Annotated in this window: 18 protein-coding genes; 9 read left to right on the top strand and 9 right to left on the bottom strand. The window is 72.8% G+C overall.

From position 1 onward, the window contains the following. Positions 1-51: 51 nt before the first annotated feature. From ACFXAE_RS21720 to ACFXAE_RS21700, 5 genes are all read right to left on the bottom strand, one after another. A complete protein-coding gene (locus tag ACFXAE_RS21720) occupies positions 52-456 on the bottom strand; it encodes a hypothetical protein (RefSeq protein WP_384717242.1) in 405 nt (134 codons plus the stop codon). An 88-nt stretch (positions 457-544) separates the two neighbouring features. Then, the gene (locus ACFXAE_RS21715) at positions 545-1,327 is read right to left on the bottom strand and encodes a hypothetical protein (protein ID WP_384717239.1); all 783 of its coding nucleotides are present in this window, start codon (positions 1,325-1,327) and stop codon (positions 545-547) included. Positions 1,328-1,999: 672 nt separating this feature from the next. Next, positions 2,000-2,662, bottom strand: a complete 663-nt coding sequence (locus ACFXAE_RS21710) for an ABC transporter ATP-binding protein (RefSeq protein ID WP_384717236.1) — start codon at positions 2,660-2,662, stop codon at positions 2,000-2,002. Beyond that, entirely contained in the window at positions 2,659-5,793 is a 3,135-nt protein-coding gene (locus ACFXAE_RS21705) for an ATP-binding cassette domain-containing protein (RefSeq protein WP_384717234.1), read from the bottom strand. Before ACFXAE_RS21705 ends, ACFXAE_RS21710 begins: the two co-directional genes overlap by 4 nt. 10 nt (positions 5,794-5,803) lie before the next feature. Then, positions 5,804-6,280: a hypothetical protein gene (locus ACFXAE_RS21700; protein ID WP_384717231.1), complete on the bottom strand. Its 477-nt coding sequence runs from the start codon at positions 6,278-6,280 to the stop codon at positions 5,804-5,806. 82 nt (positions 6,281-6,362) lie between these two features. On the opposite strand from ACFXAE_RS21700, the gene ACFXAE_RS21695 reads away from it, so the two are divergent. Both ACFXAE_RS21695 and ACFXAE_RS21690 read left to right on the top strand, forming a co-directional pair. Beyond that, on the top strand, positions 6,363-6,929 hold the full coding sequence (locus ACFXAE_RS21695; protein ID WP_384717255.1) for a hypothetical protein: 567 nt from the start codon (positions 6,363-6,365) through the stop codon (positions 6,927-6,929). Further along, positions 6,898-8,196 carry an ABC transporter substrate-binding protein gene (locus ACFXAE_RS21690; protein ID WP_384717228.1) on the top strand — a complete coding sequence of 433 codons (1,299 nt, stop codon included), beginning with the start codon at positions 6,898-6,900 and terminating at the stop codon, positions 8,194-8,196. The genes ACFXAE_RS21695 and ACFXAE_RS21690 overlap by 32 nt, the downstream gene beginning before the upstream one ends. 45 nt (positions 8,197-8,241) lie before the next feature. Here ACFXAE_RS21690 and ctaD read toward each other — a convergent pair whose 3' ends face one another. Then, positions 8,242-9,933 carry a cytochrome c oxidase subunit I gene (ctaD, locus tag ACFXAE_RS21685; RefSeq protein ID WP_384717225.1) on the bottom strand — a complete coding sequence of 564 codons (1,692 nt, stop codon included), beginning with the start codon at positions 9,931-9,933 and terminating at the stop codon, positions 8,242-8,244. Positions 9,934-10,357: 424 nt separating this feature from the next. Between ctaD and ACFXAE_RS21680 the strand changes: the two genes are divergently transcribed. Continuing rightward, a complete protein-coding gene (locus tag ACFXAE_RS21680) occupies positions 10,358-10,573 on the top strand; it encodes an I78 family peptidase inhibitor (RefSeq protein WP_384717222.1) in 216 nt (71 codons plus the stop codon). Between the two features lie 72 nt (positions 10,574-10,645). Here ACFXAE_RS21680 and ACFXAE_RS21675 read toward each other — a convergent pair whose 3' ends face one another. Both ACFXAE_RS21675 and ACFXAE_RS21670 read right to left on the bottom strand, forming a co-directional pair. Then, positions 10,646-11,647 (bottom strand): phosphatase PAP2 family protein, encoded by a 1,002-nt coding sequence (locus tag ACFXAE_RS21675; protein WP_384717219.1) that lies wholly within the window; start codon positions 11,645-11,647, stop codon positions 10,646-10,648. A 238-nt stretch (positions 11,648-11,885) separates the two neighbouring features. Further along, positions 11,886-13,232: a glycosyltransferase family 39 protein gene (locus tag ACFXAE_RS21670; protein WP_384717216.1), complete on the bottom strand. Its 1,347-nt coding sequence runs from the start codon at positions 13,230-13,232 to the stop codon at positions 11,886-11,888. Positions 13,233-13,495: 263 nt separating this feature from the next. On the opposite strand from ACFXAE_RS21670, the gene ACFXAE_RS21665 reads away from it, so the two are divergent. Then, complete coding sequence (locus tag ACFXAE_RS21665; RefSeq protein ID WP_384717213.1) at positions 13,496-15,103, top strand: MFS transporter; 1,608 nt, start codon at positions 13,496-13,498, stop codon at positions 15,101-15,103. Between the two features lie 111 nt (positions 15,104-15,214). After that, the gene (locus ACFXAE_RS21660; RefSeq protein WP_384717210.1) at positions 15,215-16,405 is read left to right on the top strand and encodes an acyl-CoA dehydrogenase family protein; all 1,191 of its coding nucleotides are present in this window, start codon (positions 15,215-15,217) and stop codon (positions 16,403-16,405) included. 36 nt (positions 16,406-16,441) lie between these two features. Here the strand turns inward: ACFXAE_RS21660 and ACFXAE_RS21655 are convergent, their stop codons facing one another. After that, positions 16,442-16,879, bottom strand: coding sequence for a cell division protein SepF (locus ACFXAE_RS21655; protein ID WP_004933240.1), 438 nt, complete (start codon positions 16,877-16,879; stop codon positions 16,442-16,444). A gap of 300 nt (positions 16,880-17,179) precedes the next feature. Between ACFXAE_RS21655 and ACFXAE_RS21650 the strand changes: the two genes are divergently transcribed. From ACFXAE_RS21650 to ACFXAE_RS21635, 4 genes are all read left to right on the top strand, one after another. Next, positions 17,180-18,331 carry a DUF5685 family protein gene (locus ACFXAE_RS21650; protein WP_384717207.1) on the top strand — a complete coding sequence of 384 codons (1,152 nt, stop codon included), beginning with the start codon at positions 17,180-17,182 and terminating at the stop codon, positions 18,329-18,331. Positions 18,332-18,628: 297 nt separating this feature from the next. Next, positions 18,629-19,534, top strand: a complete 906-nt coding sequence (locus ACFXAE_RS21645; protein ID WP_384717204.1) for a S1 family peptidase — start codon at positions 18,629-18,631, stop codon at positions 19,532-19,534. A 218-nt stretch (positions 19,535-19,752) separates the two neighbouring features. Next, positions 19,753-20,352 carry an SPFH domain-containing protein gene (locus ACFXAE_RS21640; protein ID WP_384717201.1) on the top strand — a complete coding sequence of 200 codons (600 nt, stop codon included), beginning with the start codon at positions 19,753-19,755 and terminating at the stop codon, positions 20,350-20,352. A gap of 283 nt (positions 20,353-20,635) precedes the next feature. After that, positions 20,636-21,682: a S1 family peptidase gene (locus tag ACFXAE_RS21635; RefSeq protein ID WP_384717252.1), complete on the top strand. Its 1,047-nt coding sequence runs from the start codon at positions 20,636-20,638 to the stop codon at positions 21,680-21,682. Positions 21,683-21,711: the final 29 nt, after the last annotated feature.

Raw genomic sequence — 21,711 nt, 5'->3', positions numbered from 1 at the left:
GCCCGGGTGTGGCGGGGGCCCCGCCGGGCCCCCCCCTTCACCGTGCCCGGGTCAGGCGCCCCTGCGCGGGGCCGGCGGCAGTCCGGCCGGCACGTGGTGCATCCCGGAGGCGGGCCGGCCGACCGTGCCGACCCGCTGCCACTGCGGCCCGGCGCCCTGGCGGCCGCCGCTCGCCCCCGTGCCGTACGCGCCGCTCACGAGGGAGGCGCCGAACGTGCTCGGGCTGTGGCCGCCGTACGAGCCCGTACGGTGCGGGATGTTCCCGAAGGCGGTGAAGCCCAGTTCCTCCTCGCCGCTGCGGTCACCCGGCAGCGAACGGAAGGACTTGACGTACTCGGTGTAGAGGGCGTCGTAGATCGGCGTGGCCGAGAGGCCGCTCCGTGAGTCCTGAGCCGGGCGCACGGGTGCGGGGACCGAGGCGAGGGACTGGCGGCGGGGAACGTCGTATGCGTGCACGTATGTCCAAACGACCCCGTACCGTAAGGGATGCGGCCCTTTTGCGGCATTCGTCGGCAGTGCTCCGGCCGGGCGCCGGCGGGAGCGGTCAGAGGCCGGCGAGGGGCAGCGCCGCGGCGACGAGCTTCCCGTTCGCCGCCGCCTTGTCCAGCGCGTCACGCAGCAGGTCCTCGCGCGGCTGGCGGCCGATCGAGCCGACCGGGGCCGCGAACATCAGCACCCGCTGGTGCTTGTTGGCGGCCGACCGCCAGCCGTCGGTGACCTGGAGCGGCTGGTGCGCCTGCCACCAGGCCACCGGACGGCCGCCGCCCGGGTTCGGCTGGAGCACGGCGTGCAGCTGCCCCGCGGCGAGCAGGACCGACCAGCCGTGCAGCGCCGGCGGCAGGGCCGACAGCTCGGTCAGGGGCATGAAGCCCTGCTCGATGAGGAGCGGCAGGAAGTCGTCGCCGGCCCCGGGCGAACCGGGCCGCGCGACCGGCGCGGTCGGCTCCACGACCAGTGCCGGGTGCAACTCCCCGGAGATCAGGACCAGTCCGCTGGTCACCCCGAGCACGGCCTGTTCGGGAGCGGCCTCCGCGGACGCCGGCTCCCCGGTGTCGCCGCCGATGGCCCGCACGGCCCCCTGGAGCTGTTCCTCGGTGACCTGGACGACCTGCGAGGGCAGGCAGCCGGCGTGGGCGAAGGCGAGAACGGCGGTCTCGTCCCCGACGAACAGGACGGTGCTGGTGCGCTCCTGCTCCGGGTCGCCCGGGGTGCGGCAGGAGGTGCAGTCGTAACTGCCCGGGGCGGACTCTCCGGCGAGCAGGCGGGCTGCTTCTTCGTCGCCGATCTCGGCGCGTACCTCGTCGCTGACGTCGAGCATGCGCGGCACGGGTGGCTCCCTCGGGATGCGGTGCGTGGCGAGGCCGGGTGGCTCCCGGCCCGTGGTCCGGGTGGGTCCCCGGCTCATGAAGAAGACAACGGGCGATCTGTGGTGGCAGTCACGCTCCAGGGCGAACGGAATCGAACCATCCGGCGCACGTGGTCACGCGCGGCGCGAAATCGGACACTCATCGTCAACTTCCCTTTGGTGTAATGCCGTTGAGGCGGTGAGGTGGCTCACGGGCTTTCCTGTCCGCTGGTCGACAAATCCTGAAATCAGGGAATGAAGTGGGTGGCCGGAAATCGCCGCTACCCGAGGTAAGCGGCAACTGGCCTGGCACGGCGGGGCGTCGGTTGATCCCGGTGCCGGGGACTTCTTGGATCCCTCCGCCGTGTGCAGCGAGCACCGCTCGGGTACGTCCGCCGACCGCACCACGAACAGCACCACCGCACGACCCGGAGGCGGACGGGGCGAGCGCGGCCCACGCGTCCCATGACGCGGTGGACGGCGCTCCGCCCCGGGGACCCCGAGCCCTTCGGGAAGGACCTGCATGTCCGAATGTGCCGATAACACCCGCGACCACATCCGCGGGACCCGTACGACGGCCGTCCTGGCCGGCGCGGCACTGCTCGCGCCCCCTCGCCCGGACACGGGGCCCCGTCCGGCCGGCCGGACGGGGCCCTACAGCCGCCGCGCGGAGGCGGACCGGCCGAGTTCGCCGGCCTCCCCGGCGAACACCACCGCGCCCCGGCGCAGTACGTACACGAAGGCGGGACGGCCGTGCAGGGCGGGCGGCAGCCGCTGCTCGGCGACGACCACGCACGCGTCGAGCGCGGCCAGCAGCGCGTACGTACGGGCCGCGACCGCCGGCGACATGCCCTGGGCGGGCTCGTCGACGAGCACCACGCGCACGCGCGGCGACAACGCCCGGCACAGGGCCAGCATCCGCTGCTCGCCTCCGGAGAGCGTGCCGGCCCGGCGCTCCAGCAGCGGCCGCAGCCGCGGGTAGGCGTCGAGGGCGCGGGCGGGGTCGGGGTCGGTGAGGGCGAGGTTCTCCCGCACGGTGAGGGAACCGAACACCGCCCGCCGCTCCGGCACCAGGCACAGCCCGCGCCGGGCCCGCTCGTAGGCCGGTACGCCGGTCACGTCCCGCCCGTCCCACACCACCGCCCCGCCGGACAGCGGCACGTCACCGGCCAGCGCGCGCAGGGCGGTCGTGCGACCGGAGCCGTTGCGGCCCAGCAGCACGGTGAGACCGGGGCCGGGTGCGGTGAGGGTGACGCCGTGCAGGGCCTCCAGGGGGCCGTGACGCACGCGCGCGTGACGCAGGGCGATGGCGGTCACGGGCCGGCCGCCTCCCCGAGGGCGTCCAGGACGTTCCCGGGCGGTCCGGAGGCGACGATCCGGCCCGCCGTCATCACGTGCACGACGTCGGCGAGGCCGGCGACCAGGTCGAGATCGTGCTCGACGACCAGGAGGGCCGTGCCGTCGGCGGCCAGCGCCTTCAGGACCCGGGCCAGCGCGGCGACCTCGGCGGTGTCGAGACCGGCGGCGGGTTCGTCGAGCAGCAGCACGCGCGGGGCGGCGGCGAGGGCCCGCGCGAGTTCCACCCGGCGCAGCGTCCCGGTGGGCAGCCCGGCGGCGGGCCGCGCCCTCATCGGCCCGTCGAGCCCGAAGAGCCGCAGCGTCCGCTCCACCGCGCCCGGATCGCGCAGCCGGCCCTGCTCGGCACCGACGCGCACGTTCTCGGCGACGGTCAGCGTAGGGAAGACCGCCAGCTGCTGGAACGTCCGCGCGATCCCGAGCCGGGTGCGGGCGTGCGCGGGCAGCCGCGTGATGTCCCGCCCGCCGAGCGAAACCGACCCCCGCGCGGGGCGCAGGGTCCCCGCCAGACAGTGGAACAGCGTGCTCTTCCCGGCCCCGTTGGGCCCGACGACGGCGGTCACCCGCCCGGCCGGGACGTCCAGATCCACCCCGTCCAGCGCGCCGAACCCGCCGTAACGGACACGCAGACCGCGGGCGGCGAGCACGGGAGGGCCGGGGACCGGTGCGGAGAGCTTCGTGTGCCGACGCCCCGCCGGGGCCCCGCTCCCGCTCGCACGCACCGGGGCGGGGGCGCCCGGCGCCGAGGGCCGGTGCGGCGCGTACGGTTTTGCCGGGCGGCGCGCCGGGGCGGGCGACGCCTCTTGGCCGGGCGGCTCCCGGACCCGCCCGGTGGACGATCCCCCCGGCGCCGCGGGGCCGGTGGGCCGGTCCCGTGCCCCACGGTCGGGCGGCCCGTCGTCCGGCGGTCCCCCGGCCGCCGGTTCTCCCTCGCGCGGGAGCCCTGGTGGCTGTCCGGCGGCGCGTGTGTCCTCGGTGGTTTCCCGGTCCCCGCCGTCTTGCCGTCGGGCCGGTCCGTCGTCGGGCCGGCCCGCCGACGGCCGTGGTCCGCCGGCGGCTTCGGGACGGCCGGGGGACTCCGTGCCCGGCTTGCCGGTCCGGGTGCCCGGTGCGGCGGCCCGTTCCGGCATCCCGGTCCGGGAGCCGGCGCCGTGTTCGCCGGCCCGGGTGCCCGGTCGCGGCCCGGCGCTCTTCGCCGTCGCACCCGCCGGGACCCGGGGCGGCCCCGGTGGCTGTCCTGGAGGGTGCAGGCGGGCGCGGAGGCGTGCGGCCAAGGGGGTCGGTGTCGGGCGGGACCGGACGCGGAGCCGGTCCGCCGCGTCGCGCAGGGCCTGGTGGGGGCCGTCCGGGAAGCGGCCGGACAGGACCGCCAGGACGCCGATCACCGCCGCTGCCACACCCCCGCGCGCGCCCGCGTCCAGGCCGACCAGGAGGGCCGCGGCGAGAAGGGCGCCCAGGGTGCTGTCGGCGCCCAGGACCACCACCGCGGCGAACCACAGCAGGCCCCGTACGGGGTCGTACGCGGCCGGGTCGAAGGCGCGCAGCCCCATGCCGAGCATGCTCCCGCCGAGCGCGGCCAGCGCGGCACCGGAGACGAACGCGAGGAGTTTCAGCGAGGGCACGCGCACGCCCGCCGCCCGCGCCCCCGCCTCGTGGTCCCGCATCGCCGCCAGGGCGCGGCCCGTGCGGCCCCGGCGCAGGGCGCGGGCCGCGAGAAGCGCGCACGCCAGGAGGGCCAGTTCCAGGAGGTAGTACGCCCGGTCGCCCTCGAAGCCCGCCGGGCGGCCCAGGGACAGTCCGGACGTGGCGTACGGCTGGTCGAAGACGAAACGGCTCACCCCGACGCCCACCGCGAACGTCGCCAGCGCCAGTGCCAGACCTCTGCGGCCGATCGCCGGCCAGCCGGTCAGCACACCCAGCGGAGCCACCAGGACGACCGCCACCGCGAGCGCTGCCAGCTCCGGCAGCCGGGGCAGGCCGGGGAAGCGGCCGGCCGCCAGCAGCGCCGTGAAGAGGGCGCCCAGACCCGCGTACGCCGCCTGCCCGAGCGAGATCTGCCCGCCCCGGCCGGTGACGACCACCAGCGACAGCAGTACCACCCCGAGCGCCGGCACCTGCACCGCCGTGTGCAGATCGAGTCCGGCGAAGCCCAGCGGCAGCAGGAACAGCACCCCGGCCACGATCCAGGCGCCCGGGGGAGCGGACACCCGCGCGGCGGCGGGGCGCGGGAGCGCGTCGCGCGTGCCGACTCCGGGCAGCACCAGGGTGGCGACCAGCAGCGCCACGACGAAGAGGTTGGCGCCGACCGCCTGCAGCAACGGCTCGCCCCACCCGGACGGGTGCAGCCGCGTCAACTGACTCTGCGCCACCCCGATGCCGAGCGCGACGACCACCGCCACCGTCGGACCGCGCATCCGCGCGGCGACCGCGACCGCCACCACCTCCATCACGAGCAACGGCAGCCCGTACGGGTCGAGCCGCACGTACGGCGCCAGCAGCACGCCGGTCAGACCGGCCGTGAACGAGCCGAACGCCCAGCCCACCGCCGCCACCCGGTCCGCGTCCACACCGGCGAGCACGGCCAGCCGGCGGTCGTCCACGACGGCCCGCAGCTCCCGCCCGAACCGCGTCCGGCGGATCACCACCCCGACACCGGCGGCCAGCACGACCACCACCGCGAGCTGCCCCCACGGCTCCGCCGGCACCAGCACGGGCGCGTCGTCCCGCGCCCCCTGCCCCCACACCAGCGCCGCCCCGCCCACCAGCAGGACGAACACCCCGATGGACGCCACCAGAGTCCGCGCCGGATCGCCGCCCCGCACGGACAGCGGCCGGAACACGAACCGCTCCAGCACCACCCCGATACCCGGCGCCACCACCAGCAGCGTCAGCGCGGCGGCCCACCACAGCGGCCAGCCCCGGTCGACCACCAGGCCGCGCAGCGCGTAGGCGCACACCATCGCGATCGCGCCGTGCGCGAAGTTCAGCACCCCGGTCGCCCGGTACGTCACGATCAGGCCGATCCCGGTGAGCGCCGCCGCGGCGCCCACCGACAGTCCGGCCAGTGTGAGGTCGTACGTCAGCGAGGACATCGGCGAGGCTTCAGCCGGTCTCTTCGGCGGGTTCGCAGATCGGGCAGGGCCCCAGCTCACCGCCCGCGACCAGCTTCCCGTCCACCGGAACCGCCTCCGCCTTCCCCGCGACCAGCGGGCAGTCCGCGCGGTGCCACAGCGTCCCGCCCGGCACCATCAGCAGCGCCCCGCTGACCGCGAGCGGCGCGTCGGCCGGCCGCCCCGGCTCGTCGGCGCCGGCCGGTCCGTCGGCGACCAGCAGGCCGTACAGCTCCTCCACGCGCGTGGCGGCGATCGAGTTCCGGCCGTGGGCGAGCAGCACCGCCCCGGCGACGATCAGCGCGGCTCCGGGGATGCTGCAGGAGGCCAGATAGGGCAGCTGCCGTTCGGCGTGGCGTTCACCCGAAACGCCGTACCAGCCGATGACGCACAGCACCGCGCCGGCGGCGAGCGCGGCCCAGCCCGCCCGGAGGAGGGGGTGCGCGATCCGCTGTCGGGCTGTCCGCATGGTTTGCACTATGCCCCTTGGAGGCCGACCCTGAAAGCACCGGACGCACAGGGTCCGGACCGACACCCGATTGGTGAGCCAGATGGTTCTCGGCAGTGGCATCGGGCGGGGGAACACAAGGACGGGGCACGGCCCACGGACGGCGGGACGGGGCACAGCGCTGACCGCGGCGCTGTTCCTGGTCCTGGCGCCGGGCCTCGCGGCGTGCGGCGACGGCAGCGGCGGCGGCGACAGCCCGGCCCCGACCGCGAACGGCACGACGAGCGCACCGGCCAGCGGGCCTGCGGACCGGGAGGCCGCCGAGCAGGAGATCCGGCAGAACTGGGAGAAGTTCTTCGACCCCGAAACCCCGGTGGAGGAGAAGAAGAAGCTCCTGCAGAACGGCGAACTGCTGGGCCCCGTGCTCGAGGCGTTCAGCGGTGACAACCGCGTCGGACAGGTCCAGGCGAAGGTCACCGACGTCACGTTCACCTCGCCGACCGAGGCGGACGTGAAGTTCACGGTCACCCTCAGAGGCGCCACCGCCCTCCCGGACGCCTCCGGCGTCGCCGTCGAGGACGACGGCACCTGGAAGGTGTCCGTCAAGTCCCTGTGCGCGCTGGTGCGGCTGAGCGGCGATGGCTCGCCACCGGACATCCCGGGCTGCTGAGGCACTCGCCGCGGCGGTGGTCCTCGCCCTGACCGCGGCCTGCGGCAGCCGCCTGCCGGAGAGCGACTTCGAGCACGACGACCGCCCGCCCGCGACCGCCCGGGGCGCCGGTGAGCCGATCCGCGTCGGCATCGTCACCAGCGCCACCAGCCCGGTCGGCGGCAGCGCCTTCACCGGCCCGCGCGACGGCGCGAAGGCCTGGTTCGACCGGCTCAACACGCGCGGCGGCATCGACGGCCGGCGCGTCGAGGTGCGGCTGTGCGACGACGGCGGCAGCGGTGTCGGCAACAACGAGTGCGTGCACGAGCTGATCGACGAGGAGAAGGTCGTCGCCCTGGTCGCCACCACGGCCCTGGACTACGCGGGCGCCCCCCGCGTCTCCCGCGCGGGCGTGCCCGACATCGGCGGCCAGCCCATCGGCGCCGCCTACGACACCTACCCGCACCTCTACGGCATCTACGGCAGCGAGGCGCCCAGGAACGGCACGCCCGGCTGGGACGGCACGCTGTACGGCGGCACCGAGGTGTACCGCTACTTCAAGCGCGAGCACGGCGCCCGTACCGCGGCCGTCGTCTCCTACAACCAGTCCGCGTCCGCCGCCTACGCCCGGCTCGTCGAACGCGGCCTGAAGGCCGAGGGCTACAAGGTGGTCGCCGAGCAGGTCGACTTCGCGCTGCCCAACTTCCGCGCGGTGGCCGCCGACCTGAAACAGCAGGGCGCCGACCTGGTCTTCGACGCCATCGACGGCCACGGCAACGCCCGTCTGTGCCAGGCCATGGACGAGGCCGGCGTCCGGGTCACCGCCAAGGTCACCAACGTGCAGAACTGGACGTCCACCGTCGCCGAGGACCACAAGGACGCACCGCACTGCCGCAACGCCCTGTGGGCCACCGGCTCCAGCCGCAACTTCGAGGACACCGGCCATCCGGCCGTACGCGAGTTCCGGGACGCCACCGAGGGCCTGGAGACGCACTCCCAGTGGCAGCTGGAGGGCTGGGCCGCCGCCCGTTGGTTCACCGACGCGGCAAGGTCCTGCGCCCGTACGGGCATCACGCGCGCGTGCGTCGACGCCCAGGTGAACCGCGCCCGGGACCACACCGCGGGCGGACTGCTGCTGCCCGTCTCGTTCGCACCGTCCCCCGATCCGCCGACGTCCGGCAGGTCCTGTCTCTCCGTGGCCCGCTGGCGGGACGGTGAGGGCTGGGTGTCGCAGGGCGACATGAACCGCACCTGCTTCACGGTGCCGCAGCTGGCCTACGAGCCCTGACGCCCGCCCCTTCAGGACAGTGGCTGTCCGCGACGGCCGACGAGGTCAGAGCGGCTCGCGACCGGCTTGCTCACTCCTCGGCTCGGGCTGGGACGTCACGGCCGCGTACTCCGGATGGTTCATGTCGAACGCCGGCGACTCCGAACGGACCCGGGGCAGCGTCGTGAAGTTGTGCCGGGGCGGCGGACACGAGGTCGCCCACTCCAGGGAGCGTCCGAAGCCCCAGGGATCGTCGACCTCGACCTTCTCGCCGTACCTGGCCGTCTTCCAGACGTTGTAGAGGAACGGCAGCGTGGACATGCCGAGCAGGAAGGCGCCGATGGTGGAGACGGTGTTGAGCGCGGTGAAGCCGTCCGCCGCGAGATAGTCGGCGTAGCGGCGCGGCATGCCCTCGGCGCCCAGCCAGTGCTGCACCAGGAACGTGGCGTGGAAGCCGACGAACAGCGTCCAGAACTGGATCTTGCCGAGCCGTTCGTCGAGCATCTTCCCGGTGAACTTGGGCCACCAGAAGTAGAACCCGGCGAACGTCGCGAAGACGACGGTGCCGAAGACCACGTAGTGGAAGTGCGCGACGACGAAGTACGAGTCCGTCACATGGAAGTCCAGCGGCGGCGACGCCAGCAGCACCCCGGTCAGCCCGCCGAACAGGAACGACACCAGGAACCCGGTCGCCCACAGCATGGGCGTCTCGAAGGACAGCGAACCCTTGATCATGGTGCCGGTCCAGTTGAAGAACTTCACGCCCGTCGGCACCGCGATCAGGAAGCTCATGAAGGAGAAGAACGGCAGCAGCACCGCGCCGGTGGCGAACATGTGGTGCGCCCACACCACCACCGACAGACCTGTGATGGCCATGGTGGCGCCCACCAGCGTCAGATAGCCGAACAGCGGCTTGCGGCTGAAGACCGGGATGATCTCCGTGACGATGCCGAAGAACGGCAGCGCGATGATGTAGACCTCGGGGTGGCCGAAGAACCAGAACAGGTGCTGCCACAGGATCGCTCCGCCGTGGGCGGCCTCGAAGACCTGTGAGCCGAACCGCCGGTCCGCCTCCAGCACCAGCAGCGCCGCCGCGAGCACCGGGAACGCCAGCAGGATCAGGATCGATGTGAACAGCGTGTTCCAGGTGAACAGCGGCATCCGGAACATCGTCATCCCGGGGGCGCGCATCCCGATGATGGTGGTGATGAAGTTGACCGCGCCGAGGATGGTGCCGAAGCCGGACAGCGCGAGGCCCATGATCCACAGGTCCGGGCCGAGGCCGGGCGAGTACTCCATGCTGTTCAGCGGCGCATAGGCGAACCAGCCGTAGGCGGCCGGCCCCCCGGTGACCACCAGCGAACCGAGCACGATCAGCCCGCCGAAGAGGAACAGCCAGTAAGAGAACATGTTCAGCCGCGGGAAGGCCACGTCGGGGGCGCCGATCTGCAGCGGCATCAGCTCGTTGGCGAACCCGGCGAAGGTGGGGGTCGCGAACAGCAGCAGCATGATCGTGCCGTGCATGGTGAACATCTGGTTGAACTGCTGGTTGTCGATGAGCTGCAGCCCGGGCCGGGCCAGTTCGGCGCGCATCAGCAGCGCCATCGCACCGGCGATCAGGAAGAACACGAACGACGTGATCAGGTAGAGGTGGCCGATCTTCTTGTGGTCGGTGGTGGTCAGCCAGTCGATCACCAGTTGCCCGCGCCGCTGCCGGCGCGCCGGTCCCGCCGCCGCCTGAACGGTCTGCGTTCCCATCGCTCGCCCCTTCGCTCCTCGCGCGCCGGGCCCCGCCGGGAGCCCGCGCCACATGTACCCCGGGCCCACGCCATGATGCTCGCCCCTGCCGGTCTCCGACAGGGGACGTGGCGGATCGTGTGGCGGAAACACGTATTTTCTGTGCGGACCGGCCGGCGTGGTCATGCGCGGCGACGGAAAAGGAATGGGGTCCGGGAGTACTTCCCCCGGCACTTTCCGCCGGAGTTAATCGCGCCCGTGGTGTGACACGCGGGAATTACGTTCGAATGCCTGCGGAAGGCGTACCGAACCGTCCGTCCGGGTGACGGTCATCGTCACGAACGCCTGTCGTGATCCTGTGACAGAAGTGTGACCGCCGGGGGATCCGGCCCGGTGTTCCCGCTTCCGGCTTCCCCGCTCCCGGGCCAGGGCATAGCGTGGCCGCATGGCACCCATTCCGACACCCTCCACGGAACCCCACGACAGTCCGGACGCCTACGTCGGCCTCGCGGCGGACCGGGCCGAGCACCTCGCGCGAGAGCGCGGCTGGTCGACGGTGCGGGCGCTGCCTCCGGGGGCGATCATCACCATGGAGTACCGCGCGGGCCGGCTGAACTTCGAGGTGAAGGACGGCCTGGTGGCGCGCGCCTGGAAGGGCTGACACACGACGACGGCCCCGGCTCCCTCGCCGGAACCGGGGCCGTGGCGTGCGCGGCGGACGCCACGCCGCCCGTCAGGGACGGGTGGCCGATGTCGTACCGCGCGGGTGGCGCTCCGCGTGCGGCGGGCGGCGACTGCCCACCGGGGTGACCGGGGAGCGCTCCGCACGGGTCGTGTGCGGCCCGGGCGCCAGGTAGGCGGGCGACCGGGAGGCCGGGCGGCCCGCGGGAACCGGCTCGGGAGCCGTGTCCGCGCGGTCGCTGAGCGGCTTGAGCATGACGGGCTGCCCGAGCGGGCCGGCCTCCGCCGTGCCCTCCCGGCGTGCCCGCCAGCGGGTGCGCAGGTCGAAGATGCGCGCCTCCGCGCGGGCGATCATCGGCTCGAACCAGGGCAGCGCCAGCAGGATCAGCAGGCCCGCGACCCAGCCCAGGATCACATCGCTCAGCCAGTGCGTCCCGATGTAGACGGTGGACAGCCCGACACCGAGCGAGGTCACGGCCGACAGCGCGGACAGCCAGCGGCGCGCTCTCGGGGTGGAGGCCAGGTAGGCCAGGATTCCCCAGGTCACCACGGCGTTGGCGGTGTGGCCGCTGGGAAATATATCGCCGCCGAGCCACATCTCGTTCGAGCCGATCTCGGTCGCGTAGTGCGGTCCGAGGCGCCCCATGCCGTACTTCGCGGCACCGACGGTGACGTTGAGCAACAGCAGGGAGACGCCGAGGGCGAGCAGCGGGCGCAGGGTGTGCTGCCGCCAGGAGCGCCAGCCCAGCCAGGCCGTCACCATCACCGCCGTCGGGCCGCGCTGGCCGAGGACCACGTAGTAGTCGACGAAGGCGTGGAGCTCGGACCACTGCTGGTAGGGGCGGAAGAACATCACCTGCCAGTCCAGCCGGACCAGCCAGGAGGTGATCAGCACGGCCCACACGATCGCCAGATAGAAGGCCAGGGCGGCGCCGAACAGCACCACCCGGTGCCGGCTCATTCGCGGCACGCCGATGTGAGCCGGTCGTTCCGGCTCACGATCCAGCCTCGCGAACACCCGGTCCAGACGGGTGGGCTTCCGTTCGGTACGCACCCAATCGACGTTACAGCGAGTGAGTGCGGAACCCCGTCGAATCAGCCTCTTTGTGATGACGATGTGATGTGGCATTCCTCTCAGGAGGGCCTTTATCGTCGGTGAATCCGCAAACCCCGGATGCTGCGGACTTCAATTCCTTTGATCATTCCGGGGAAGGGTTTTATCGCGCTTTTCAATTCGTTCACCGGGGGCTGGTGCGGAATTTCCTTGGCGCTCATCGGCCGCTCCGGGCGGGTCAGGGCGGACCGGAGCCGTTCAGCCAGAAGGCCCCGTACACCGCCGAGGCCGCCGCGACCGCCCCCACGACCAGCGCGGACCTGGGCGTACGCAGCCGGGCCAGGGCCAGGGCGAGGGGCAGCAGCAGGGGGAAGGCGGGCAGCAGCAGCCGCGGTTTCGAACCGAAGTAGCTCGACGCGCACAGGGCGAGCGCGGTGACGACCCCGGCGTACACCAGCAGGGGGAGTGGCTGGCGCTGCCGTACGCAGACGGCGTACAGCCACACCACGAGGCCGACGCCGACCACCAGTCCGAGGCCCGCCAGGGCGGACGGGAGCGACGTGAACTTGTCGGCGACGAAGCGGGCGAAGGCGTAGCCCCCGTCGAAGCCGTTCCGCCATCCGGCCTGCACGTCGAGATATCCCAGCGGTCCGTCGCCGGTCCGGTGTCCGACCCACAGAACGTAACCGGCGGCTCCGAGGGGCGCGAGGAACATGCCGAGCACCCGGCGCAGGCGCGTGCCGGAGATGTCCGTCGCGCGCGAGGCGCCCTCCGGTGCCCGGACGCGCCGCGCGTTCGCGGGAACGCCGGCGCGTTCCCCGGCCCGCGCGCCGTCCTCCGGCGCCGTGCTGCGATCCCGCGCGAAAGAAGTGTGGTCCCGCGCGGAGACATGGTCCCGCGCGGAGACATGGTCCGGAGCGGAGGCGTGTCCCCGCGCGCAGGCGCGTTCCCGCAGGAGCGAGGTGATGCCCGCCGCCCACACCGCCGCGACCACCGCCAGCCCCACCGGGCGGGTCAGCCCCGCCAGCCCCGCCAGGACGCCCGCCGTCACCCAGCGCCCCGTCAGCACGGCGTACAGCGACCACGCGGCGAGCGCGGTGAACAGGGACTCGCTGTACGCCATCGACTGCACGATCCCGACCGGCAGTACCGCCCACAGCAGCACCGCGCACACCCCGGCCCGGCGCCCGTACACACGGTCGGCCACCACGAAGATCCCCCAGGCCGCCGCGAGCGAGGTGAGCACGCTCACGACGAAGCCGCCGTCGGCGTACGACAGCGGGGACACGGCCGCCACCAGCCGCTCCAGCCACGGAAGCAACGGGAAGAACGCCAGGTCGGAGTGCACGTCTCCGCCTGGCAGCCGCACCTCGTAGCCGTACCCGCGCTCGGCGACCCTCGTGTACCAGAGCGAGTCCCAGCGGGCGGTCAGCAGGGTGTACGCGTCCTTGCCGCGCGCCCCGCTCCACAGGGCCAGCGCGACCAGGCCCAGGGCGCGCACGGCGGCGTACCCGAGGAGCGCCGGCGCGGCCCGTCGCAGTGCTCCGGGGCGGACCGGGACGACGCGCGCGTCGAGATCGTTCACGCGCCCGATTATCGACCCGGTGTGGAACCGGCCCGTCCGGCGGGGTGTGGGACCCCGACGAGGGGAGTGGTGTACGCCACACCGATCTGCCGGAGCTGTGAGAGGCCCGCCACTCGACCCCGGCCGCCACTCGCGTACTCTGACGTGTCACTCGCCGTTCGCTGCGCGGGCCGGAGACCACCGCTCCTCTCCGGCCGAGTCACGGGGGAGTCCCCGACCCCGTGAGCCCGCCGATCGCGAGGGAACATCTGGGAGGTACGTACATGTCCGGGACGACCACGGCCGCCGCGCTGCGCCGTCGGGCGGCCGGGGCCGGTGCCAACCGCTGGGTGGTGCTCGTCGTCCTCTGCGTCAGCCTGCTGCTGGTCGCCGTCGACGCCACCGTGCTGCACGTCGCGGTCCCCGCCGTCACCGAGGACCTGCGGCCCGGCGCGGTGGAGCTGCTCTGGATCGTCGACGCCTACCCCTTGGTCTGCGCCTCGCTGCTCATCCTCTTCGGCACCCTCGGCGACCGGATCGGCCGCAGACGCGTCCTGCTGCTCGGCTACGCCCTGTTCGGCGTCGCCTCCGGCATGGCGGCCCTCGCGGACAGCGCCCAGGTGCTGATCGCGGCGCGGGCGCTGCTCGGTGTCGGCGGCGCGATGATCATGCCGGCGACGCTGTCGATCCTGCGCCAGGTCTTCCCGGACCGGCGCGAGCGGGCGCTGGCCATCGGCATCTGGAGTGCGGTCGCCGCCGTGGGCGCGGCGGTCGGCCCCCTGGTCGGCGGGTTCCTGCTGGAGCACTTCTGGTGGGGCTCGGTGTTCCTGGTCAACATCCCGCTGATGCTGGTCAGCCTCCCGGTCGGGCGGATCCTGCTGCCCGAGTCGAAGGGCGCGGGCGACGGCCCCTGGGACGTGGCCGGCGCGCTGATGGCCGCCGCCGGACTGTTCGCGGTGGTCCTCGGCGTGAAGCGGCTCGGCGGCGGCACCTTTGCCGCCGAGGTGTGGACCGTGCTGCCGCTGCTCGTGGGCGCCGGGCTGCTGACCGCCTTCGTGCGCCGGCAGCGGCGCCGCGCGCACCCGCTGGTCGACCTGCGGATGTTCGCCCGGCCGGCGTTCAGTACGTCGGTGGGCTGCATCGTGCTGGCGATGCTCGCTCTGGTGGGCCTGGAACTGATCGCGGCCCAGTACCTCCAGCTCGTGCTCGGGCTCTCCCCGCTGGAGACCGGGCTGCGCCTGCTGCCGCTGACGATCGCGGCGATGGCGGCGGGCCTGGCGGGCGCGCGGATGCTGCGCAGGTTCGGCCCGCGCCGCATGGTCTGCTCCGGCTTCTGCCTGACGGCCGTCGCGGTGGTGGTCCTGACCGCGATGGGCGGACAGGACGACTGGCCGCTGCTGCTGACCGGTTTCGTCCTGCTCGGCTTCGGCCTGGAGACCACGCTGTTCGGGGCGTACGAGTCGATGCTCAGCGAGGCGCCGCCGGACCGGGCCGGCGGGGCGGCCGCGATCGGCGAGACCTCCTACCAACTGGGCGCCGGCATCGGGATCGCCCTCCTCGGCAGCGTGATGAACGCGGCCTACGCACCCGGCCTCACCGGCATACCCGGGGTGTCCGCGACGGCGTCCTCGGCGGCCTCGCACTCGCTGGGGGAGGCCTACGAGGTGGCCGACCGGCTCGGCGGGCCCGCGGGGACCGCCCTGCGCGATGCGGCGCGCCACTCCTTCGTGCACGGACTGCACGTGACCCTGCTGGTGAGCGCGGGTCTGCTGCTGCTCGGTGCGGCGATGGCGCTGCGCCTGCCGCGGGAGATGCAGTGCGAGCCGCCGGCCGTGGAGGTGCCCGCGCCGCGGGAGGCCGCGGAGCGCCGTGTCTCCGAGCTGAAGGTGTGAGCCGTACCCCGCGCCGGCCGGGTGGACGTGCGGGAGACCGCGTCGTAACGTCGCCCCGAGCCGTGACTAGCAGTGCTAGTTGACCCCGGACCAGCCCTCGGAGGGTGCCCCATGTCCGCGTCCGCGAAGTTGCCCCCCTTCGACCCCGCCGACCCCCTCGGCCTCGACGACCTGCTGGAGCCGGAGGACCTGGCCGTCCGGGACACCGTGCGGAGCTGGGCCGCCGACCGTGTGCTCCCGTACGTCGCCGACTGGTACGAGAAGGGCGAGCTGCCCGGCATCCGGGAGCTGGCCCGGGAGCTCGGCGGGATCGGCGCGCTCGGCATGTCCCTCGACGGCTACGGCTGCGCGGGCGCGAGTGCCGTCCAGTACGGACTCGCCTGTCTGGAACTGGAGGCGGCCGACTCCGGGATCCGGTCCCTGGTCTCCGTGCAGGGCTCGCTCGCCATGTACGCCGTCCACCGGTTCGGCAGCGAGGAGCAGAAGCGGCAGTGGCTGCCCCGGATGGCGTCCGGCGAGGTCATCGGCTGCTTCGGGCTCACCGAACCCGACCACGGCTCCGACCCCGCCTCGATGCGTACGTACGCCAAGCGCGACGGCGGGGACTGGGTGCTGAACGGGCGCAAGATGTGGATCACCAACGGTTCCGTGGCCGGGGTCGCCGTGGTGTGGGCGCAGACCGAGGACGGGATCCGCGGCTTCGCCGTGCCCACCGACGTCCCCGGCTTCTCGGCGCCCGAGATCACGCACAAGTGGTCGCTGCGCGCCTCCGTCACCAGCGAACTGGTCCTCGACGACGTACGCCTGCCCGCCGACGCCGTCCTGCCCGGGGCGACCGGTCTGAAGGGCCCGCTCGGCTGCCTGTCGCACGCCCGGTACGGGATCGTCTGGGGCGCGATGGGTGCCGCGCGGAGCTGCTTCGAGGCGGCGGTCGACTACGCGAAGTCGCGGGAGCAGTTCGGGCGTCCCATCGGCGGGTTCCAGCTGACCCAGGCCAAGCTCGCCGACATGGCGGTCGAACTGCACAAGGGCATTCTGCTCGCCCACCATCTGGGGCGGCGCATGGACGCCGGCCGCCTGCGTCCCGAGCAGGTCAGCTTCGGCAAGCTCAACAACGTCCGCGAGGCCATCGACATCTGCCGCACGGCGCGGACGATCCTCGGTGCCAACGGGATCTCACTCGAGTACCCGGTGATGCGGCACGCGACCAACCTGGAATCGGTGCTCACCTACGAGGGCACCGTGGAAATGCACCAGCTCGTGCTGGGCAAGGCGCTCACCGGGCTCGACGCCTTCCGGTGAGCCTCCGGGGAGGCAGGGCCGGTGCGCGGCCCTGCCTCAGCTCTGGTTGAAGAAGCCGTCCGACCGGTGCGCGGCCGGCTCGCCGCTGACCACCTCGGTGTCGGCCGGGCTGAGCAGGAACACCCGGTTGGACACGCGCTCGATGGAACCGCGCAGACCGAAGATCAGGCCCGCGGCGAAGTCGACGACGCGCTTGGCGTCACCGGCGTCCATGGCCGTGAGGTTCATGATGACGGGAACACCCTCGCGGAACAGCTCGCCGATGGCGCGGGCGTCCCGGAAGCTGTCCGGGGTGACCGTGCCGATCCGGCGGCCCCTCTCCTCGGCGACGTCCGCGGCCACCTTGACCCGCGGATCGGTGACCCAGGCCTCGCCGGGCTCGGTCCCGTCGGAGTAGTCGTCGTCGTAGTAACGCTCGTCTTCGTTGTCGTCGACGAGGCCAAGCCAGGCACTCGCCTTGCGTACCGATCCCATGGACGCCTCCTCTCACAGCGGTCTTGTCTGCTTTCCGCATCCCTATGGTCGGCCATGATGCGGACGTCGCGCCAAGTGGATAGACGCCGCGCGGGGGGTTTGTGACGGTACTGGTGCACAGCTGATCCGTCGAGAGTCCGGGTTTCCCAAGGGTCTTGGTGTAAACGGCTGCTGACTGTGAGTGAAATATGATTCTTCACGGCGTACGGGTGAGGAAGGGTGCGTACGGGTGAACGCCGGGGTCGATACGATGCCGCCGCTCAACGTCGTACAACTGCACGGGGGAACGTCGTGTTCGGAATGGTCAGGCCGTGTCGGCACCGGCTCGGGGAGAAGCTCACCGCCCAGTGGATGGCCCACTTGTGCGGACTGTGTCTCGCGTTGCGCGGGGACCACGGGCAGCTCGCGCGGATCGTCACCAACTATGACGGGCTCCTTGTATCCGTCCTGACGGAGGCTCAGGCGCAGCGCCCCGGCGCGGGACGGCGCACCGCGGGACCGTGTCCGCTGCGCGGTATGCGCACCGCGTCCGTCGCGCACGGTGAGGGCGCGCGGCTCGCGGCGGCCGTCTCCCTCGTCCTCGCCTCCGCCAAGGTGCGCGACCATGTCGCCGACGGTGACGGGATACTGGCACGGGGGCCGGTGGCGCTCGCCGCGCGCCGGGTCGCGGCGAGCTGGGACCGGGCGGGGGCGCGGACCGGTTCGGACGTCGGGTTCGACACCGCCGTCCTCGTCGACGCGGTGGACCGGCAGACCGGCATCGAGACCCTCGCCGGGCCCGGCACCCCGATCCTCACCGTCACCGAGCCGACCGAGACCGCGACGGCCGCGGCCTTCGCGCACACCGCGGTGCTGGCCGGCCGGCCGCACAACGCCGTACCGCTCGCGGAGGCCGGACGCCTCTTCGGGCGCCTCGCGCATCTCCTGGACGCTGTGGAGGACCGGGAGGCCGACGCCGCCTCGGGCGCCTGGAACCCGCTCACCGCCACCGGGACCCCGCTCGAGGAGGCCCGCCGGCTCGCCGACGACGCGGTGCACGGCGTCCGGCTCGCCCTGCGCGAGGTGGAGTTCGAGGACGGCGGTCTCGCGCACCGGCTGCTCGTCCATGAATTGCCCAACTCCGTCCATCGCGCCTTCGGTACGGTCTCCTGTGCCCACGGAACCGGCCCCTACGCGCCTCCCGGTACCCCCGGTGGCCCGCTGCCCCCCGGGCCGCCGCGCCGCGACCGGCGCGGGCTGCTGGCCGGCTGCGCCGTATGGCTGGGGCTCGCCTGTACGTGCCGGCTGTGCTGCGGCACCTACGAGGACCCCTGGAGCCGGGAGTCCAAGCAGGGGCCCTGTGCCAACTGCGACTGCAGCGGGTGCGGCGACTGCTGCAGCTGCTGCGAGTGCTGCAGCTGCGGCGGTGAGGACGGTTGCTGCGGCGGCTGCGACTGCGGCTGCAGCTGCTGACGGGACAGGCTGTCCGGAGGGGCGAGTTCCGGACACCGTGCGGTTGTTCGACCGGTCGTGCTGCGGGTGTGACCACTGGTAACGCGGTCCCGCGCGCGGACCAAATCTCCTAGACGGTTCAAAGGTTGACGTCCAAAAGACACCCTTGCGCCGAACGGTCGGTCGGCCGAATACTCGCCCACAGCGCTTGTCAGGGGCACGGCGTGTTCGGAATCCGGGCACCTGGCTCCCTGACTGCGCCTCACCGGGCCCACAACCCCACGAGGGCCCCCTACTTCCTTTGTGGAGGAACGAGAAGTGAGGATCAAGCGCACCACCCCCCGCAGCGGCGTCTCGAGACGGACTCGGCTGATCGCCGTATCCACCGGACTCCTGGCCGCTGCCGCGATCGTGGTCCCCAGCGCGAACGCGGCCGACACTCCCACCACCTTCAGCTCCGCCGAGCTCAAGAGCGTCAGCGGCTCGGTACTGAAGGCCGACGTCCCGGGCACCGCCTGGGCCGTCGACAGCAAGACCAACCGGGTGCTCCTCACCGTCGACAGCACCGTCTCCCAGGCCGAGATCAACAAGATCAAGCAGCAGGCCGGGGGCGACGCCGACGCGATCACCGTCAAGCGCACCCCGGGTACGTTCAGCAAGCTCATCCAGGGCGGCGACGCGATCTACTCGAGCAGCGGCCGCTGCTCCCTCGGCTTCAACGTCCGTTCCAGCAGCGGCGTCGACTACTTCCTGACCGCCGGTCACTGCACCGAGGGCGCGGGAACCTGGTACGGCAACTCCAGCCGCACCACGGTGCTCGGCTCGACCGCAGGCACCAGCTTCCCGGGCAACGACTACGGCATCGTCCGGTACACGGGCTCCGTCAGCCGGCCCGGCACCGCGAACGGCGTGGACATCACCCGTGCGGCCACCCCGGCCGTGGGCACCACCGTCATCCGCGACGGCTCCACCACCGGCACCCGCAGCGGCCGGGTCACCGCCCTGAACGCCACCGTCAACTACGGCGGCGGCGACGTCGTCTCCGGCCTCATCCAGACCACGGTCTGCGCCGAGCCCGGCGACTCCGGCGGCTCGCTCTACGGCAGCAACGGCACCGCGTACGGTCTGACCTCCGGCGGCAGCGGCAACTGCTCCTCCGGCGGTACGACCTTCTTCCAGCCGGTGACCGAGGCCCTGAGCGCCTACGGCGTCAGCCTCACCTAGGAACGGACACCGGGACCGGCCGGCACCACCGGTCCCGGGTGTCCCACCTCGCAGCCGGCAGCACGACGAGCCCCCGCACGCGATCGCCGCGCGGGGGCTCGCCCTTGCGGGGAGCACGGGGATACCGTCGAAGGGCACACCAGGACGCGCCAGGACGCGCCGGGCGGTACCGGACGCGTGGGATCACCTGACGCGCCACTTCGGACCCTGGGGCCGGGATGGTCGAGGAGCTGGTGACGGCGGGAGTGGCGGTGGCGTCCGCCGGAGCGTTCTGTGTGACGGCGGCGGCGCGGGTCGTCAAGCAGTACGAGCGGGGCGTGGCGTTCCGGCTCGGCCGGCTCCGCCCGCAGGTGCGCGAGCCCGGGTTCACCCTGATCGTTCCGTTCGTGGACCGGCTGCACAAGGTCAACCTCCAGGTCGTCACGATGCCGGTGCCGGCCCAGGAGGGCATCACCCGGGACAACGTCACCGTCCGGGTCGACGCGGGCGTCCACTTCAACGCCGACGCCGAACTCCGGGCCTCCAAGAAGCTCGCCGAGGCCGCCCAGCAGATGTCGGAGACCCCCTCCGCCCTCCAACTGCGCCTGCTGCAGACCATCGTGGCCGTCACCGCCGAGAAGAACTCCACTCTCGTCCTGTCCTTCCCCGTCGAACTCCTCCGCTTCCTCGAACGCGCCCAGCAGCCCGCACCGTCGGCCCCGGAAGCGGTGCGGGAGCAACGTCCGCCCGCCGCGTCGCTCATGGATCCGGACCACGAAGGGTCGAATTCAAGCCAAGGGCTGCTCCCGCATACCGTACCGCCGGTTACTCCCCCGTAGTGTTTGCAGTGTGAACCGTCCCGCGTGTCCATGACCTGTCAGGACATAGAGGGCGCACGGTCGTTGTCGTACGCGCGTCCTGAAGTCGACCTTGTGTGCTCCCTGGGGGATTCGGAAGAGTGGGCGCCGTTCGACCGGCACGGGCGTGACTTCTTTCGTGCTCTGCCCCCGTGGCCGTACGCCTTCCGGTCCGGTGAGGTCCCCACAACCTTCCGGGCCGCCCCCCCCCCCCACAGGAGGACGTGAGTTGAAGCACCGACGCATACCCAGGCGACGTGCGGTCATGGCGGGTGCGGGCATCGCCGCACTGGCCGCCGGCGCGGTCACCTTCCAGACTGCGAACGCCAGCGAGACCCCGGCGGACTCCGCACCCCGGACCCTCTCGATCGGAGCGGCCGGAAAGCTCGCCTCGACGCTCGCCCAGGACCTGGGCACCGGCGCGGCGGGAACGTACTACGACGCGAAGAGCAAGGCCCTCGTGGTGAACGTGCTCGACGAGGCCGCCGCCGAGACCGTCGAGTCGGCCGGCGCCAAGGCGAGAGTCGTGGCGAACTCCCTCGCCGAGCTGAAGAGCGCGCGCACCACCCTCGAGCGGGACGCCACCGTCCCGGGCACCGCCTGGGTGACCGACCCGACCACCAACAAGGTGGTCGTCACCGCGGACCGCACCGTCTCCGAGGCCGAGTGGGCCAAGCTGGCGAAGGTCGTCGACTCCCTCGGCGCCAAGGCCGAACTCCGGCGCACCGAGGGCGAGTACAAGCCCTTCATCGCGGGCGGCGACGCCATCACCGGCAACGGCGGGCGCTGCTCGCTCGGCTTCAACGTGGTCAAGGGAGGCGAGCCGCACTTCCTCACCGCCGGGCACTGCACCGAGGGCGTCTCCACGTGGTCGGACTCCTCGGGCGCCGTGCTCGGCGAGAACGCCGCGTCCAGCTTCCCGGGCGACGACTACGGTCTGGTCAAGTACACCGCCGACGTCGCCCACCCGAGCGAGGTGAACCTCTACGACGGCTCCACGCAGGCGATCTCCGGCGCCGTCGAGGCCACCGTCGGCATGCAGGTCACCCGCAGCGGCTCCACGACCCAGGTGCACTCCGGCACGGTCACCGGTCTGGACGCCACCGTGAACTACGGCAACGGCGACATCGTCAACGGTCTCATCCAGACCGACGTGTGCGCCGAGCCCGGCGACAGCGGTGGTTCGCTCTTCTCGGGCAGCAGCGCGGTCGGCCTCACCTCCGGCGGCAGCGGCGACTGCACGTCGGGCGGTACGACCTTCTTCCAGCCGGTGACGGAGGCCCTCTCGGCGACCGGCACGCAGATCGGCTGAGCCCGGCCTCGTGCGACGGCCCGCCCCTT

This window comes from Streptomyces sp. NPDC059454, from assembly GCF_042749965.1.
Taxonomy (GTDB): Bacteria; Actinomycetota; Actinomycetes; order Streptomycetales; family Streptomycetaceae; genus Streptomyces.
Note: the sequence above shows the minus strand (reverse complement) of the source record. Positions and strands in the feature narration are given on the sequence as shown.